Annotated in this window: 15 protein-coding genes; 13 read left to right on the top strand and 2 right to left on the bottom strand. The window is 58.3% G+C overall.

The window, feature by feature from the left end:
* Positions 1-56: 56 nt before the first annotated feature.
* Positions 57-1,025, bottom strand: coding sequence for a polyprenyl synthetase family protein (locus D9N14_RS04715; RefSeq protein WP_290577463.1), 969 nt, complete (start codon positions 1,023-1,025; stop codon positions 57-59).
* A gap of 300 nt (positions 1,026-1,325) precedes the next feature.
* Between D9N14_RS04715 and rplU the strand changes: the two genes are divergently transcribed.
* The 4 genes from rplU to proB all read left to right on the top strand — a co-directional run bounded on the left by rplU (position 1,326) and on the right by proB (position 4,441).
* Positions 1,326-1,637 carry a 50S ribosomal protein L21 gene (gene rplU, locus D9N14_RS04720; protein ID WP_290577465.1) on the top strand — a complete coding sequence of 104 codons (312 nt, stop codon included), beginning with the start codon at positions 1,326-1,328 and terminating at the stop codon, positions 1,635-1,637.
* Positions 1,638-1,657: 20 nt separating this feature from the next.
* The gene (gene rpmA, locus D9N14_RS04725; protein WP_290577468.1) at positions 1,658-1,918 is read left to right on the top strand and encodes a 50S ribosomal protein L27; all 261 of its coding nucleotides are present in this window, start codon (positions 1,658-1,660) and stop codon (positions 1,916-1,918) included.
* A 165-nt stretch (positions 1,919-2,083) separates the two neighbouring features.
* On the top strand, positions 2,084-3,277 hold the full coding sequence (gene cgtA, locus D9N14_RS04730) for an Obg family GTPase CgtA (RefSeq protein WP_290577470.1): 1,194 nt from the start codon (positions 2,084-2,086) through the stop codon (positions 3,275-3,277).
* A 45-nt stretch (positions 3,278-3,322) separates the two neighbouring features.
* The gene (proB, locus tag D9N14_RS04735) at positions 3,323-4,441 is read left to right on the top strand and encodes a glutamate 5-kinase (protein WP_317622574.1); all 1,119 of its coding nucleotides are present in this window, start codon (positions 3,323-3,325) and stop codon (positions 4,439-4,441) included.
* 109 nt (positions 4,442-4,550) lie between these two features.
* On the opposite strand, the gene rpsT is transcribed toward proB, so the two are convergent.
* The gene (gene rpsT, locus D9N14_RS04740; protein ID WP_290577474.1) at positions 4,551-4,817 is read right to left on the bottom strand and encodes a 30S ribosomal protein S20; all 267 of its coding nucleotides are present in this window, start codon (positions 4,815-4,817) and stop codon (positions 4,551-4,553) included.
* Between the two features lie 263 nt (positions 4,818-5,080).
* Here rpsT and murJ point away from each other — a divergent pair, with 263 nt between their 5' ends.
* From murJ to D9N14_RS04785, 9 genes are all read left to right on the top strand, one after another.
* Positions 5,081-6,649 carry a murein biosynthesis integral membrane protein MurJ gene (gene murJ / locus D9N14_RS04745; RefSeq protein WP_290577476.1) on the top strand — a complete coding sequence of 523 codons (1,569 nt, stop codon included), beginning with the start codon at positions 5,081-5,083 and terminating at the stop codon, positions 6,647-6,649.
* 72 nt (positions 6,650-6,721) lie between these two features.
* Positions 6,722-7,663, top strand: coding sequence for a bifunctional riboflavin kinase/FAD synthetase (ribF, locus tag D9N14_RS04750; RefSeq protein ID WP_290577478.1), 942 nt, complete (start codon positions 6,722-6,724; stop codon positions 7,661-7,663).
* Between the two features lie 5 nt (positions 7,664-7,668).
* Positions 7,669-10,482 carry an isoleucine--tRNA ligase gene (gene ileS / locus D9N14_RS04755; protein ID WP_290577480.1) on the top strand — a complete coding sequence of 938 codons (2,814 nt, stop codon included), beginning with the start codon at positions 7,669-7,671 and terminating at the stop codon, positions 10,480-10,482.
* Positions 10,483-10,519: 37 nt separating this feature from the next.
* The gene (lspA, locus tag D9N14_RS04760; RefSeq protein WP_290577482.1) at positions 10,520-11,029 is read left to right on the top strand and encodes a signal peptidase II; all 510 of its coding nucleotides are present in this window, start codon (positions 10,520-10,522) and stop codon (positions 11,027-11,029) included.
* Between the two features lie 10 nt (positions 11,030-11,039).
* Positions 11,040-11,504, top strand: coding sequence for a peptidylprolyl isomerase (locus D9N14_RS04765; protein WP_290577484.1), 465 nt, complete (start codon positions 11,040-11,042; stop codon positions 11,502-11,504).
* A 48-nt stretch (positions 11,505-11,552) separates the two neighbouring features.
* Positions 11,553-12,485 carry a 4-hydroxy-3-methylbut-2-enyl diphosphate reductase gene (gene ispH, locus D9N14_RS04770; RefSeq protein WP_290577486.1) on the top strand — a complete coding sequence of 311 codons (933 nt, stop codon included), beginning with the start codon at positions 11,553-11,555 and terminating at the stop codon, positions 12,483-12,485.
* 220 nt (positions 12,486-12,705) lie between these two features.
* Positions 12,706-13,251, top strand: coding sequence for a GspH/FimT family pseudopilin (locus D9N14_RS04775; protein ID WP_290577488.1), 546 nt, complete (start codon positions 12,706-12,708; stop codon positions 13,249-13,251).
* Positions 13,245-13,742, top strand: a complete 498-nt coding sequence (pilV, locus tag D9N14_RS04780; protein ID WP_290577490.1) for a type IV pilus modification protein PilV — start codon at positions 13,245-13,247, stop codon at positions 13,740-13,742. The genes D9N14_RS04775 and pilV overlap by 7 nt, the downstream gene beginning before the upstream one ends.
* Positions 13,739-14,821 carry a PilW family protein gene (locus D9N14_RS04785; RefSeq protein ID WP_290577492.1) on the top strand — a complete coding sequence of 361 codons (1,083 nt, stop codon included), beginning with the start codon at positions 13,739-13,741 and terminating at the stop codon, positions 14,819-14,821. Before pilV ends, D9N14_RS04785 begins: the two co-directional genes overlap by 4 nt.
* Position 14,822 lies beyond the last annotated feature (1 nt).

A 14,822-nucleotide genomic window follows, 5' to 3' on the forward strand; every position in this document is an offset into this window, starting at 1 on the left:
GCCTCCCGAAGGCAGTGCTCTACCAAGCTGAGCTACACTCCGACTGAACTGACAGTTTAATGATTACGGGCAACCGCCAAATCGCATAGCGCTAACAGGGCTTCTTTATATACGGAATTTTCGATTTCGCCAAGTGCTTCTTTAGCAAATCGGGCCTGATCGTTGGCTTTTTCAATGGTGTAGTCGATGGCGCCGCAGTTGCGCACCGCAGTGGTGATGGCGTCGATCTTGTCCAGGCCACCGGTTTGAATGGCGGTGCGGATCATCGCCTGCTCGGCCTCACTGGCATGCTGCAGGGCATAGATCAGGGGCAGGGTGGGCTTGCCTTCCGCCAGGTCGTCCCCCACATTCTTCCCCATTTCTTCGGCGCTGCCGGTGTAGTCCAGCACGTCGTCAATCAGCTGGAAGGCGGAGCCCAGGTGGTCAGCATAGCGGGCAAAGGCCATCTCCACCGCTTCGGAAGGGCCAGCCAGTACTGCACCGGATTGCGCCGAGGCCTCAAACATCTTGGCCGTCTTGTAGCGGATGACTTCCATATACTGCGCTTCGGTGGTGTCCGGGTTCTTGCAGTTGATCAGTTGCAGCACCTCGCCTTCGGCGATCAGATTGGTGGCATTGGACAGGATCTGCAGGATGCGCATGTTGCCCACATTCACCACCATCTGGAAGGCCCGTGAAATCAGGAAATCGCCCACCAGCACGCTGGGGGCATTGCCCCACACCTCATTGGCGCTGGGTTTGCCACGCCGCAGGGAGGATTCATCCACCACATCGTCGTGCAGCAGGGTGGCGGTATGCAGAAACTCCACCACGGCGGCGATTTCCACATGGCGGTGGCCTTCATAGCCCAGGGCTCGGGCACTGAGCAGGCATACCAGCGGGCGCAGGCGCTTGCCGCCGCTGTCGATTATATAGTTGCCGATTTCTTTTATCAGCGGCACATGAGTATGTAACTGCTTGAAAATGAAGTCGTTAACCTGTTGGAAGTCGGTTCCGACAGCGCCGGAAATCGCTTTAAAATCCATACGATGAGCAACCTGGACAGGGCACGACAAGTGGCCGCACCAAAAGAACATGAACATGAAATTGTCACGAATGCTATGGCGGGGTCCGGGGGGTGTCAAGCTAAAGACTTGATTTTGCTTGCTGTGCCGCCGACCGGCGGGGATTGAAAATTGTGGCGTGGTTTAGGCTTGCGCACGTAATCCGATTCCCTTACAATTGCGCCCCCTGTGACCTGACGCCAATCGTTTGCATGCGTCGGCAGTCAGTCGGAACAAGACACACTATTCTGATGCTTTATAAAGCGGTTGGAGTCAGCAGCTATGTACGCGGTATTTGTAAGTGGTGGCAAACAGCACCGAGTCGCTGAAGGCGACGTGGTTCAGCTGGAATTATTGGAAGCCGAACCCGGCTCTGCCATCGAGTTTGATCAGGTTTTATTGGTAGCCAACGGTGACGACGTCAAAATCGGCGCACCTGTTGTAGAAGGCGGTAAAGTGACCGGTGAGGTGGTAACCCACGGTCGTGGTGAGAAAATCAAAATCATCAAATTCCGTCGTCGTAAGCACCATCGTAAGCAAATGGGCCATCGTCAGTACTTCACTGAAGTGAAGATCACTGGTATCAGCGCCTAAGTTAGTTAAGGAGAAGCACAATGGCTCACAAGAAGGCTGGTGGTAGTACCCGTAACGGTCGCGACTCAGAAAGTAAACGCCTTGGTGTTAAGCGCTTTGGCGGTGAAGTAGTAAAGGCTGGAAACATCATTGTTCGTCAGCGTGGCACTCAGTTCCACTCTGGTCCGAATACTGGCCTGGGTAAAGATCACACCATCTATGCAAAAGCCGATGGCGTGGTTAAGTTTGAAGTGAAAGGCCCTAACAGCCGTAAGTACGTTTCAATCGAGCCCGTAGCCTAAACGACACTGCTGTCGTCCAGGATCGCTGAGCCCTGCCCCAAAGGCGGGGCTTTTTGCGTTGTGCAGACCCCTGATATCGGCACAGACAATCCCGATACCGGCACAGACAATAAAAGTGCAGTACAATCTCAAATCGACATTTAACGGCAATTCACGGGAGCAACCATGAAGTTTGTTGATGAAGCGGCCATTCGAGTGGAAGCCGGCGATGGTGGCAATGGTTGCCTGAGTTTTCGGCGTGAAAAATACATTGAATACGGTGGTCCGGACGGCGGCAACGGCGGTGCCGGAGGCAGTGTCATACTGCAGGCGGACAGCGCTTTGAACACCCTGGTGGACTATCGTTACGAGCGCATGTTCAAGGCCCAGCGCGGCGAAGGCGGTTCTGGCCGCAATTGCACCGGTGCCAGTGGCGACGATCTGGTGCTGAAAGTCCCGGTGGGCACCACGGTGGTGGACGAAGATACAGAAGAAGTATTGGGCGACCTGCTGCGCGAAGGTGAGCAGTTCATGGTGGCCAAGGGTGGTCGCGGCGGCCTGGGCAACACCTGCTTCAAATCCAGCACCAATCGTGCCCCTCGCAAGACCACCCCGGGCACTGAAGGCGAAAAACGCAACTTGCGGCTGGAGTTAAAGGTGCTGGCGGACATTGGTCTGTTGGGGATGCCCAATGCAGGCAAGTCCACTCTGATCCGCGCGGTGTCTGCTGCCAAGCCCAAGGTGGCGGATTACCCCTTCACCACGCTGGTGCCGAACCTGGGGGTGGTGAAAGTGGACCGCCTGCGCAGCTTTGTGATGGCCGACATCCCAGGCTTGATCGAGGGGGCGGCGGAAGGCGCCGGTCTGGGCATCCGTTTCCTCAAGCATCTGGCCCGTTGCCGGATTCTGTTGCATGTGGTGGATATCGCCCCCTGGGATCAGGCTGATCCGGTGGCATCCGTGGATGCCATTGCCGGTGAGCTGCAGCTGTTCAGCCCCGCCCTGGCGGAGCGTGAGCGTTGGTTGGTGTTGAATAAAACCGACCTGCTGCCGGAGGACGAAGCCAATGCCCGTTGCCAGGAAATCATCGATGGTCTGGAATGGGACGGTCCGGTCTTCAAGATCTCGGCTGCCAATGGGGTGGGCACCCAGGAGCTGATATTTGCCATCATGAATCATCTGGAAGAACTGGACCAGCGCATGGCCGCCGACGAGGCGTTTGCGGATGCCGAGCGTGCTGCCCGCCAGCGCCTGGAAGAGGAGGCCCGCCTCAAGATTCAGGCGTACAAGGCGGAGCGTCGTCGCCAGCGGGCTGCGGATGCAGACGATGATGATGACGACGATGATCATGATGTTGAGGTGGTGTACGCACCCAATTGATCGCTGGAGAGCACGAATTCTATGTCAGGTGACGAGCGTCTGAAACTGCGGGCTGAAGTGGCCGCCGCCAAGCGCTGGGTGGTGAAAATCGGCAGCGCACTGTTAACCAATGATGGTGAGGGCCTGGATCGGGCTGCCATTGCCGGCTGGGTGGAGCAGATCGTCAAGCTGCGTCAGCAGGGGGTTGAAGTGGTGTTGGTGTCGTCCGGCTCTGTGGCGGAAGGCATGGCGCGCCTGGGTTGGAAACAGCGTCCCAAGGCCATGCACGATTTGCAGGCCGCCGCCGCGGTGGGCCAGATGGGGTTGGTGCAGGCCTGGGAGCAGGCGTTCCAGGCCCATGGTGTGCACTCCGCCCAGGTGCTGGTGACCCACGATGATTTGTCGGACCGCAAGCGCTACCTGAATGCCCGCAGCACCTTGCTGGCCTTGATTGCCCATGGTGTGGTGCCGGTGGTGAACGAGAACGATACGGTGGTCACCGATGAAATCCGCTTTGGCGACAATGACACCCTGGGGGCCCTGATCACCAACCTGGTGGAGGCGGACCTGCTGGTGATCATGACGGACCAGCAGGGCATGTTCGATTCTGACCCCCGCAATAACGCTAACGCGGCGTTGATATCCCATGCGCGGGCCTCGGACCCGGCGTTGCTGACCATGGCCGGGGGCAGTGGTGGTGCGCTGGGTAAGGGGGGCATGGCCACCAAGGTGCGGGCCGCCCAGTTGGCCGCCCGTTCCGGAGCCGACAGCATCATAGTCGGTGGGCGGCTGCCGGAGGTGTTGTCCCGTATCTACAAGGCGGAAGACGTAGGCACCCTGCTGACGGCGGAGGCCAGTCCCATGGCGGCCCGCAAGCAGTGGCTGGCCGGGCACCTGCAAATGCGGGGCGTGCTGACCCTGGATGAGGGGGCGGCCCGGGTGCTGCGGGAGAAAGGCGTCAGTCTGCTGCCCGTGGGCGTCAGGGATGTGACCGGTAATTTTTCTCGCGGTGAAATGGTCTCCTGCGTGGGGCCGGATAACCAGCGAGTGGCCTGCGGCCTGGTAAATTACTCGGCGGACGAGGCCCGTCGTATCATGGGGAAAGGCTCAGACGCCATTGCGTCCATCCTGGGTTATGTGGATGAAAAAGAACTGATCCACCGGGACAATATGGTGGTGTTTTAGGATGGTGATGTTTTAGGCGGGAGAGTGCTGCAGGTGCGGCCAGCCAGCCATAAAAAAACCGGCTTAAAGCCGGTTTTTTTGCATCCACAGCATTGGGTTCAAGCAATGCTTAAGCGGCCAGATCCTTGATCTGAGCGCTCAGGCGGCTCTTATGGCGGGCGGCCTTGTTCTTGTGGATGATGCCTTTGCTTACCATGCGATCGATAACGGGTACCGCTTCCAGGTAGGCTTTCTGGGCATTGTCTTTGTTGCCAGTGGCGATTTCGTTAACCACTTTCTTGATATATGTGCGAACCATGGAGCGCAGACCGGCATTGTGTCTGCGACGCTTTTCAGCCTGGCGTGCACGCTTCTTAGCTGATTTGATGTTAGCCAAGGTCTAGCTCCTTATCTTTACGATAATCAGTATATTGCCGAAACTTGAACGTCTAACTTAATCTTGAACGTCTTTTGGATCTTGAACGTCTAACTAGGTTAGTCACTATTGTCGAATAACCAGACGCTAAGCGACTTGAATTCGAGGACGCAAGATTATTCCCACCCAGGGGGCTACTGTCAAGGCCTCTGTTCTATTTATCTGGGATACGGTTTTGGGCTCGTATCCGTATAATGGCCGCCTTGGTTGGAGAGCATGCATTCATGAAGAACGAAAAATCAGGCAAAAAGCAGGGCGGGCTGCTGCGTTCCACCGGCATTGTCAGCCTGTTCACCATGTTGTCTCGGGTGCTGGGGCTGGCGCGGGATGTGGTGGTGGCCCATCTGTTTGGTGCCGGGGGTGGGGCGGATGCCTTTTTCGTGGCATTCAAAATCCCCAATTTTTTCAGGCGGTTATTCGCTGAAGGGGCGTTTTCCCAGGCGTTTGTGCCGGTGCTGTCGGAGTATCGGGCCCAGCGCGAGCACGCGGAAGTGCGGTTGCTGGTGAGTTACACCATGGGGTCCCTGGGGGGCGTGTTGTTCGGGGTGACCCTGCTGTGCGTGGTGTTTGCGCCGGTGGTGACGTTTCTGTTTGCCCCCGGTTTCTATGATCTGCCGGATAAATTCAATCTGGCGTCGGACATGTTGCGGCTCACCTTTCCCTATCTGATGCTGATTTCCCTGACCGCCATGCTGGGCAGCGTGCTCAACAGTTATGGCCGCTTTGCGATGCCGGCCTTTAACCCGGTGTTGCTGAACATTTGCATGATCTTTGCGGCGGTGGTGGTGTCCCCCCTGCTGGAGGTGCCGGTGATGGCCATGGCCTGGGGGGTGCTGGTGGCCGGCGTGCTGCAGCTGGTTTTTCTGTTTCCCTTTGTGCGCCGGATCGACCTGTTGGCCATGCCGCGCTGGGGGTGGAGGGACCCGGGGGTCAAACGCATTCTGACCCTGATGTTGCCGGCCATGTTCGGTGTCTCGGTGGCCCAGATCAATCTGCTGCTGGACACCATTTTGGCCTCCTTTCTGGTGGATGGCAGCGTGGGCTGGCTGTATTACTCCGACCGCTTGATGGAGCTGCCCCTGGGAGTCTTCGGTATCGCCATTGCAACGGTCATTCTGCCCAGTTTGTCCCGTAAACACGCCAGCCAATCGGCGGAGGCCTTCTCCCAAACCCTGGACTGGGCGGTGCGTATGGTGCTGCTGATCGGGGTGCCGGCGGCCTTGGCCCTGGTGGTGCTGGCCTCGCCTTTGCTGGTGACCCTGTTCCAATATGGCGAGTTCAGTGCCCGGGATGTGGAGCGGGCCAGCCTGAGCCTGCAGGCCTATGGCTGTGGGCTGGTGGGCTTCATGCTGGTGAAGGTGCTGGCGCCAGGCTATTTTGCCCGTCAGGACACCAAAACCCCGGTGAAGGTGGGGATCAAGGCCATGGTGGCCAATATGGTGTTCAACCTGGCGCTTATTGTGCCGCTGGCCCACGTTGGCCTGGCACTGGCCACCACCCTGTCGGCGGCGGTCAATGCCGGGCTGCTGTGGCGGGGGCTGCGGCGGGAAGGGGTGTATCAGGTTCAGCCCGGCTGGTGGCGGTTCCTGCTGCGGTTGGGGGTGGCCAGCGCCTTGATGGTGGCGGTGATCATGTTGCTGAACAAGGACTTGGCGCAATGGCTGGCCTGGGGCTGGCCCCAGCGTACCGCCCATCTGGCCCTGTTGGTGGGGGCCGGGGCCGGGGCCTATTTCGGGGTGCTGCTGGCGGCTGGAATGCGGCTGCGGGATCTGCGTGCCCGGCATGGGGAATAGGGGGCAGCGAGCAGTTATATCCCGCGGCCAAGTCCGCTATAATGCTCGCCTTTTTGGCATGACGGCAGAAGCATGGAGCTGATTCGCGGCGTACACAATTTGCGGGACCGACATCGGGGCTGTGTGGCCACCATCGGCAACTTCGACGGGATCCACCTGGGGCACCGCGCCATCATCCGTCAGGTGACGGCCAAGGCCAGGCAGCTGGGGGTGCCCTCGGCGGTCATGGTGTTTGAACCCCAGCCCCGTGAATTCTTTGCCCCGGATGAAGCACCGGCCCGGCTGATGACCTTCCGTGAAAAGGTGGAGGTGCTGGGTGAACTGGGTGTGGACCGGGTCCTGTGCGTAAAGTTTGACCGGCGTTTTTGCAGTCAGTCGGCCCAGGAATTCTGCGAAAACATCCTGATTCGGGGCATGGGCATCCGTCACCTGGTGGTGGGGGATGATTTCCGTTTCGGCAATGACCGCGCCGGCGACTTCCGCTTTCTGCAGACCATGGGTGAGGAAAACGGTTATACCGTGGAAAACACCCACACCTTCGAATGGCACGGGGAACGGGTCAGCAGCACCCGGGTCAGAGAATGTCTGGAGCGCAGCGACTTCGATTCTGCCTCCGTCATGCTGTGTCGCTCCTTTTTCATGTCCGGCCGGGTGATCCACGGTCAGAAACTGGGGCGTACCATTGGCGTTCCCACCGCCAACCTGTTGCCCAAGCGGGTGCGCACGCCGGTGAGTGGCGTGTTTGCGGTGGAGGTGCGTGGTCTGGATCAGGTCCAGCAGGGGGTCGCCAACCTGGGGACCCGGCCCACCCTGGGGGGTGAGCAGGTAAGACTGGAAGTGCATCTGCTGGATTTTCAGGGTGACCTGTATGGCCAACACCTGCGGGTGATGTTCCGGCACAAAATCCGGGATGAGAAAAAATTCGACGGGCTGGAGGCGTTGACCGATGCCATCCGCCAGGATATTGAAACAGCAAAGCAGTTTTTTGCGAAACCAAAAGCGAAGGGCAGTTAAACTCCATGGCCGATTACAAAGCGACATTAAACCTACCGGATACCGCTTTCCCCATGCGCGGCAACCTGGCTCAGCGGGAGCCGGAGATGCTGGCGCGCTGGAAGCAAATGGATCTGTACCAGAAAGTACAGCAAACCACTGCCGGCCGGCCCCAGTTTATTCTGCACGATGGCCCTCCGTACGCGAACGGCGACATTCATATCGGCCATTCGGTAAACAAGATCCTGAAAGACACCATCATGCGTTCCAAGCGCCTGAGTGGATTCGATGTGCCCTATGTGCCGGGATGGGACTGCCACGGCCTGCCCATCGAGCACAATGTAGAGAAGAAAATCGGCAAGGCCGGTGTGAAGGTGCCCCATTCCGAGTTCCGCAAGAAATGCCGTGAATATGCCATGCAGCAGGTGAACGGCCAGCGTGAGGATTTCATCCGGTTGGGAGTGCTGGGGGATTGGGAAAAACCGTATCTCACCATGGATTTCAAAACCGAAGCGGACATCATACGCTCACTGGGACGCATCGCGGATAACGGCCATCTGGTGAAAGGTTTCAAGCCGGTGTACTGGAGTGTCGTGGGCGGCTCAGCCCTGGCGGAAGCGGAAGTGGAATATCAGGACAAGACTTCCACGCAGGTGGACGTCCGTTTTACTCCGGTGGACGCGGCGGATTTCGTCAGCCGGTTCGGTTTGGATTCCTCCGCGCTGCCGGTGGCCGTCGTGATCTGGACCACCACTCCCTGGACCCTGCCCGCCAACCAGGCGGTGGCCCTGGCCAAGGATCTGGAATACAGCCTGGTACAACTGGATGCTGGCGCAGGCGATGAGCTGGTACTGCTGGCCAGCGACCTGGTGGAGCCGGTGTGCAAACGCTACGGGGTGGAAGCCTTCAAAGTAGTGGGTACTGCGCTGGGCGCCAGCCTGGAACACCTGTTGCTGCAGCATCCATTCATCAGCGGACGTCAGGTCCCCGTGGTGATGGGGGATCATGTGACCACCGACGCCGGTACCGGTGCCGTGCACATCGCGCCGGACCACGGTCTGGATGACTTTAATGTGGGCCTGAAGTACGGCATCAAAACCCTCAACTATGTGGGTGCCGATGGCACTTATGTGGAAGCCACGCCCCTGGTGGCGGGCGAGCATGTTTATAAAGTGGAGCCCCGCATCCTGGATCTGCTGGAGGAAAACCACGCCCTGCTGAAGCAGGCCAAGCTTACCCACAGCTATCCTCATTGCTGGCGCACCAAAACCCCGCTGATTTTCCGGGCCACGCCCCAGTGGTTTATCAGCATGACCAAAAACGGCCTGTTGGAGGCCTGTAAAAAAGCTGCCAACAAAGTGGAATGGCTGCCGGAGTGGGGCAAGGCCCGCATCGACGGCATGCTGGCACAAAGCCCGGACTGGTGTATCTCCCGTCAGCGCACCTGGGGTGTGCCCATCGCGTTGTTTGTGCACAAGGAAACCTCCGAGCTGCATCCCAACACCTCTGAGCTGATTGAAGCGGTCGCGCAAAAAGTGGAAGCCGAAGGTATGGATGCCTGGTTCGACCTGGACCCGGCGGAGTTGCTGGGGGATGACGCTGCCCAGTACGACAAGGTCACCGATACCCTGGATGTGTGGTTCGATTCCGGTGTGACTCACTATTCCGTGCTGGAACAGCGGGCGGAGTTGCGGGTGCCGGCGGATCTGTACCTGGAAGGTTCTGACCAGCATCGTGGCTGGTTCCAGTCTTCGTTGAAAACCGGGTTGGCCATTCGTGGCGAAGCGCCGTACAAAACCGTGTTGACCCACGGATTTACGGTGGACGCCCAGGGCAAGAAGATGTCCAAATCCCTCGGCAATGTGGTGTCTCCGCAGAAGGTGATGAAATCCCTGGGGGCGGACATCATTCGCCTGTGGGTGGCGGCCACCGACTACCGTGGTGAAATGACGGTGTCCGATGAAATCCTGAAGCGCACTGCCGATTCTTATCGCCGAATCCGCAACACCGCCCGTTTCCTGCTTTCCAACCTGAACGGCTTTGATCCCAAAGTGGATGCGGTGGCGCCGGAAGACATGCTGGCCCTGGATCGCTATGCGGTGCACCGGGCGGCCAAACTGCAGCAGGAAATCATCGAGTGTTATGATGAATACCTGTTCCACTCCATCTACCAGAAACTGCACAACTACTGCGTGGTGGACCTGGGGGCGTTCTACCTGGATGTGATCAAGGATCGTCAGTACACCTGCCAGAAGGACAGCGTGGCGCGCCGCTCGGCGCAAACTGCCCTGTACCACATTGCCGAGGCTCTGGTGCGCTGGATTGCCCCCATTTTGTGTTTCACCGCCGATGAGTTGTGGGAATTCCTGCCCGGTGAGCGCAGCGAATCTGTGCATCTGGAAACCTGGTACAGCGGACTGTTCGAGCTGCCCCTGGGGGATGCCATGAGCGCCGATTTCTGGCAGACCATCCAGGGTGTGAAAGTGGCGGTCAACAAGCAGTTGGAAGACGCCCGCAAGAACGGTGTGGTGGGCGGCAGTCTGGAAGCGGAAGTGGATATTCACTGCAGCTCCGATCTGAAAGAGGATCTGGATCAGCTGGGCGACGAACTGCGCTTTGCCATGATCACCAGTGCAGTGCGGGTGCACCAGTGGAACCAGGGGGGCGATATCACCGAGGTGGATGGCCTGCGGGTGGAGGTGAAGAAAAGCGAGCATCCCAAGTGCGTTCGTTGCTGGCACCTGCGGGAGGATGTGGGCGCCAATGCAGAGCACCCGGAACTGTGTTTGCGCTGTGTGGAAAACGTGGACGGCGGTGGTGAGCCCCGTGAATTTTGTTAAGGTTTCAGTACCAAGGTAGCAATAAACAGTGACCAGCATGACAGATGCAATCAATGACAAGCGTGAGCAGGCCGTCGGCATGTTGAAATGGCTGTGGCTTTCGGCGGTGGTGGTGATCATTGATCAGATCACCAAGCTGGCGGTGGACGGCAGCTTCGAGAAATACGAGCGCCTGGAAATCCTGCCGTTTTTTAATCTGACCCTGGCCTATAACGAAGGTGCGGCCTTCAGCTTTCTGGCGGGCGCCGGCGGTTGGCAGCGTTGGTTCTTCACTGCCATTGCGGTGGTGGTGAGCATCATGTTGACCCTGTGGCTGCGCAAGCTGCCGAAGACGGACTGGTGGTCGGCCACGTCCATCTCCCTGATTCTGGGGGGCGCCCTGGGGAATCTGTATGATCGGGTTGCTTACGGCCATGTGGTGGATTTTCTGGATTTCCATTGGCAAGGGGCGCATTTCCCCGCCTTTAATATCGCTGACAGCGCCATTACCGTGGGCGCCGCCATGATGATTCTGGACATGCTGCGCAATCCGGGTAAGCAAACATGAGTGAACAACGATGAGTGAATCCCGAATTGGTCCCGGCAAACGGGTCACCTTGCACTTTTCCGTGCTGTTGATGGACGGAGCGGTGGTGGATTCCACCCGGGAGCGGGCACCGGCCACCTTCAGCGTGGGGGACGGCAACCTGCTGCCCGGCTTTGAGCAGAGTATTTTCGGACTTAAAGCCGGCGACAAGCGCTCCATCCTGCTGCCGGCGGAAGACGCCTTCGGCCCTTACAACCCGGACAACGTGCAGACCATGCGCCGTGGCCTGTTCCAGCGAGATATGCAACTGGAGCCTGGTGTGGTGGTGTCCTTTGCAGACCAGAGCAAAGCCGAGCTGCCCGGTGTGATTCAGTCGGTCACGGAGCAGCAGGTGGTGGTGGATTTCAATCATCCCCTGGCCGGTAAGGATCTCACGTTTCAGGTGGAAATCATCAATGTGGTGGACGCCGACTCCCAGGCCGTTGCACTGCAATAGAAAATCGTCGTCAAACCCCACTCGTCAATCCGCTAAGAGAGGCACAGCATGGAAATCAAAATGGCAAACCCCCGTGGATTCTGCGCCGGTGTGGATCGGGCCATCGCCATTGTGAATCGTGCCCTGGATGTGTTCGGGGCGCCCATCTACGTGCGCCATGAAGTGGTGCACAACAAGTTTGTGGTGGACGGCCTGCGGGAACGGGGGGCGGTATTCGTGGATGAGCTGCAGGAAGTGCCCGACGACGCCATTGTGATTTTCAGTGCCCACGGGGTGTCCAAACAGGTGCAGAACGAGGCGTCTAACCGGGGGTTGAAGGTGTTTGATGCCACGTGCCCGCTGGTGACCAAGGTACATATGGAAGTGATGAAGTACTCCCGCGACGGCATGGAGTGCGTGTTGATCGGCCATGAGGGCCACCCGGAAGTGGAAGGCACCATGGGGCAGTATGATACCGCCCACGGGGGCGCCATCTATCTGGTGGAGACGGTGCAGGACGTGGCCGGCCTCAAAGTGAAGGACCCCGAAAAGCTGGCCTATGTGACCCAGACCACACTGTCGGTGGACGATACTGCGGCCATCATCGATGCCCTGCGGGCGCATTTTCCTGCCATTGAAGGGCCGCGCAAGGACGACATCTGCTACGCCACCCAGAACCGCCAGGATGCGGTGAAAACCCTGGCCCTGGAAACCGACATTGTCTTCGTGGTGGGCTCCCCCAACAGCTCCAATTCCAACCGCCTGCGGGAGTTGGCGGAGCGCTGTGGCGCCCGGGCATTCCTGGTGGACGCACCGGATCAGATGCACCAATCCTGGCTGGATGGCGTGAAAACCATTGGTGTCACCGCCGGTGCCAGCGCCCCTGAGGAGCTGGTGTCCCAGGTGGTGGACCAATTAAAGGCCTGGGGTGGGGCAACCCCCGATGAGCTGGCGGGCCGGGAAGAGAACATCGTCTTCTCCATGCCTAAGGAACTTCGCTAACATGACCTCTAAGTCATTGTTATAAAAACCACTTTTCTCTGCTTATTCTGTTATTAGTCAGGTTGATCCGGATCCCGTTCAAAACGCGGAACGGATCACAATCTGATCACCTCTTAACCCACTGATCCCCAAAAACTACCGATAGTCGCCACCGCCCGGCAGGTTTTTCTGCGCCTCCTATGCTTACTTTGATTAAAAACCAATCAGGCGGAAGTGCGAAATGCGTCAGCAAGGTTTCACCATAATTGAACTCATGATCACGGTTGCCCTGATCGCCATCATTGCGGCGATCGGCATTCCCTCGTTTCGGGACCTGATGGCGAGCAACCGGGTGGTCGCCTCCATCAATGAGCTCCATGCCGGTCTGCGGCTGGCCCGGATTGAGGCGGTCAAGCGCAACGACACGGTGGTGTTTTGCTCCACTTCCGACTCCGCCTCCTGCAGCGGCACCTGGGGTGACGGCTGGTTGGTGTTTCACGATGCCGATGGTGACGGCAACGTGGATGCAGACGAGTTGATTCGGGTGGGCGAGGGCGTCCGCAACGGCTACAGCCTCACCTTCAGTGGTGGCGGTACCAGCATCAGTTTCCTGGCTCGTGGGATGACCAACGGGCAAAGCGGCACCTTCAAACTCTGCGACTCAGAAGCGGATGCGGGGCTGGCGCGCGGCATTATCCTGCTGTCCACCGGAGCCACTCGGCGCTCACTGGATACGGACGGGTCAGGTATTCATGAAGATAACGGAGGCTCTGATTTCTCATGCTAATCAATCATTCTCTTAACCAGCGGCAAACCGGTGTGGGTCTGATCGAAGTGTTGGTTGCATTACTGATCCTCACCATCGGCATTCTCGGCATGGTGGCATTGCAGACCCGGGCACTGCAATTCAGCCAGGATTCGGTCTATACCTCACAGGCCCTGATGATGGCTTATGAAATGACTGACCGTATGCGGGCCAACCGCGGCAGCGAAAACGACTACCTGGTGGACTATGGCACGGACGTGGCTGCCGGCACCAACTGTGAGTCTTCGGTGTGTACTGCCACGCAAATGGCCAGGTTTGACACGTCGCTGTGGAAGCAGGCCATTGCGGCAAATCTGCCTTACGGTGACGGTGAGATCACGGTGGACAATACCGGGACCCGCCCGTTCTACACCATCTCCATTCGCTATACCGACCAGAAAATTGAAACCGCGCTGGATGGCGGAGCCGCTGCTGCCGCGTTTCGTGAAGTGCACGTGAGGACTGAAATATGAGTTCACGCAAACACCGTCTTTCAATGCCCGCGCACAGGGGCTTCAGCGTAGTCGAGCTGATGATCGCCATGGTGCTGGGGCTGGTGCTGATGGGGGGAGTGATTCAGGTGTTCCTCTCCACCAAACAGGCTTACAACCTCAATGAGGAAATGGCCTGGATTCAGGAAAACGCCCGCTTCTCTGTCGGCTTTATGGCCGAGGACATGCGTATGGCCGGTTACTACGGCTGTGCCTCCCGTGCCACCAGCGTGGCCAATGTGCTGGACGATCCGGATTCCAGCTGGGTGACGGACTTTGGTAAGGGGCTGCATGGCTATGATGGCGATGCCAACTCGTTCCCGTCGGCGGTGTTTCCCCGCCCGGTGACGGCATCGTTGCCGAACTCCTTGCCCAGAACCGATGTGTTTACCATTCACAAGGCGGATCTGGATAACTCGTTTCAGGTGACCGGCCATAACCCCAATTCCGCGGTAATCGATGTGCAGGGCAATCACAATTACCCGAAAGGCACCATCCTGATTGTCAGTGACTGTCACCATTCAGCGGTGTTCCAAACCACCGGTAATGGCACCAATAAGGTCAATCACAATAAAGGTAACTCCGTTGCACCAGGCAATTGCACCAAGGGCCTTGGCCTGCCGGTGATTTGCTCGGCTAATGGTACCGGTTATACCTACAAGGAAGATGCGTTCATTATGCGCGCCATCGGCCACGCCTATTACATCGATACGGCGTCCAATGGTGTGCCGGCGCTGTTCCGGGAAAGCCTCAATACCGGCGGCTCCACCACCACGGCAGAAGAAATGGTGCAGGGTGTGGAAAACATGCAGGTGCAATACGGTCTGGACAGCAACGGGGATTCCATTCCGGATCGTTACATGGACGCTGACGATATCTCTGATGCCCAATGGGAATCAGATGTGGTAACAGCGCGTATCACTCTGTTGCTGCGCTCCTTAACCGAGTTGGCCAATGATCCGCAGGATTTCACCTATATGGGCACCACCTATACCCCCACGGACAACTACGTTCGCCGGGTGTTTTCCACCACCGTTAAATTGCGCAATCGAGGTGTCTGAC

The organism is Ketobacter sp., from assembly GCF_003671495.1.
In the GTDB taxonomy this organism is placed as follows: Bacteria; Pseudomonadota; Gammaproteobacteria; order Pseudomonadales; family Ketobacteraceae; genus Ketobacter.

What these genes read in the sequence shown, in the direction of transcription:
- ribF (WP_290577478.1), top strand. Translation starts at nt 6,722, where the DNA reads ATGGAGCTGATTCGCGGCGTACACAATTTGCGGGACCGACATCGGGGC.
- murJ (WP_290577476.1), top strand. Translation starts at nt 5,081, where the DNA reads ATGAAGAACGAAAAATCAGGCAAAAAGCAGGGCGGGCTGCTGCGTTCC.
- pilV (WP_290577490.1), top strand. Translation starts at nt 13,245, where the DNA reads ATGCTAATCAATCATTCTCTTAACCAGCGGCAAACCGGTGTGGGTCTG.
- ileS (WP_290577480.1), top strand. Translation starts at nt 7,669, where the DNA reads ATGGCCGATTACAAAGCGACATTAAACCTACCGGATACCGCTTTCCCC.
- ispH (WP_290577486.1), top strand. Translation starts at nt 11,553, where the DNA reads ATGGAAATCAAAATGGCAAACCCCCGTGGATTCTGCGCCGGTGTGGAT.
- D9N14_RS04765 (WP_290577484.1), top strand. Translation starts at nt 11,040, where the DNA reads ATGAGTGAATCCCGAATTGGTCCCGGCAAACGGGTCACCTTGCACTTT.
- D9N14_RS04775 (WP_290577488.1), top strand. Translation starts at nt 12,706, where the DNA reads ATGCGTCAGCAAGGTTTCACCATAATTGAACTCATGATCACGGTTGCC.
- cgtA (WP_290577470.1), top strand. Translation starts at nt 2,084, where the DNA reads ATGAAGTTTGTTGATGAAGCGGCCATTCGAGTGGAAGCCGGCGATGGT.
- lspA (WP_290577482.1), top strand. Translation starts at nt 10,520, where the DNA reads ATGACAGATGCAATCAATGACAAGCGTGAGCAGGCCGTCGGCATGTTG.
- rpmA (WP_290577468.1), top strand. Translation starts at nt 1,658, where the DNA reads ATGGCTCACAAGAAGGCTGGTGGTAGTACCCGTAACGGTCGCGACTCA.
- D9N14_RS04785 (WP_290577492.1), top strand. Translation starts at nt 13,739, where the DNA reads ATGAGTTCACGCAAACACCGTCTTTCAATGCCCGCGCACAGGGGCTTC.
- rplU (WP_290577465.1), top strand. Translation starts at nt 1,326, where the DNA reads ATGTACGCGGTATTTGTAAGTGGTGGCAAACAGCACCGAGTCGCTGAA.
- D9N14_RS04715 (WP_290577463.1), bottom strand. Translation starts at nt 1,025, where the DNA reads ATGGATTTTAAAGCGATTTCCGGCGCTGTCGGAACCGACTTCCAACAG.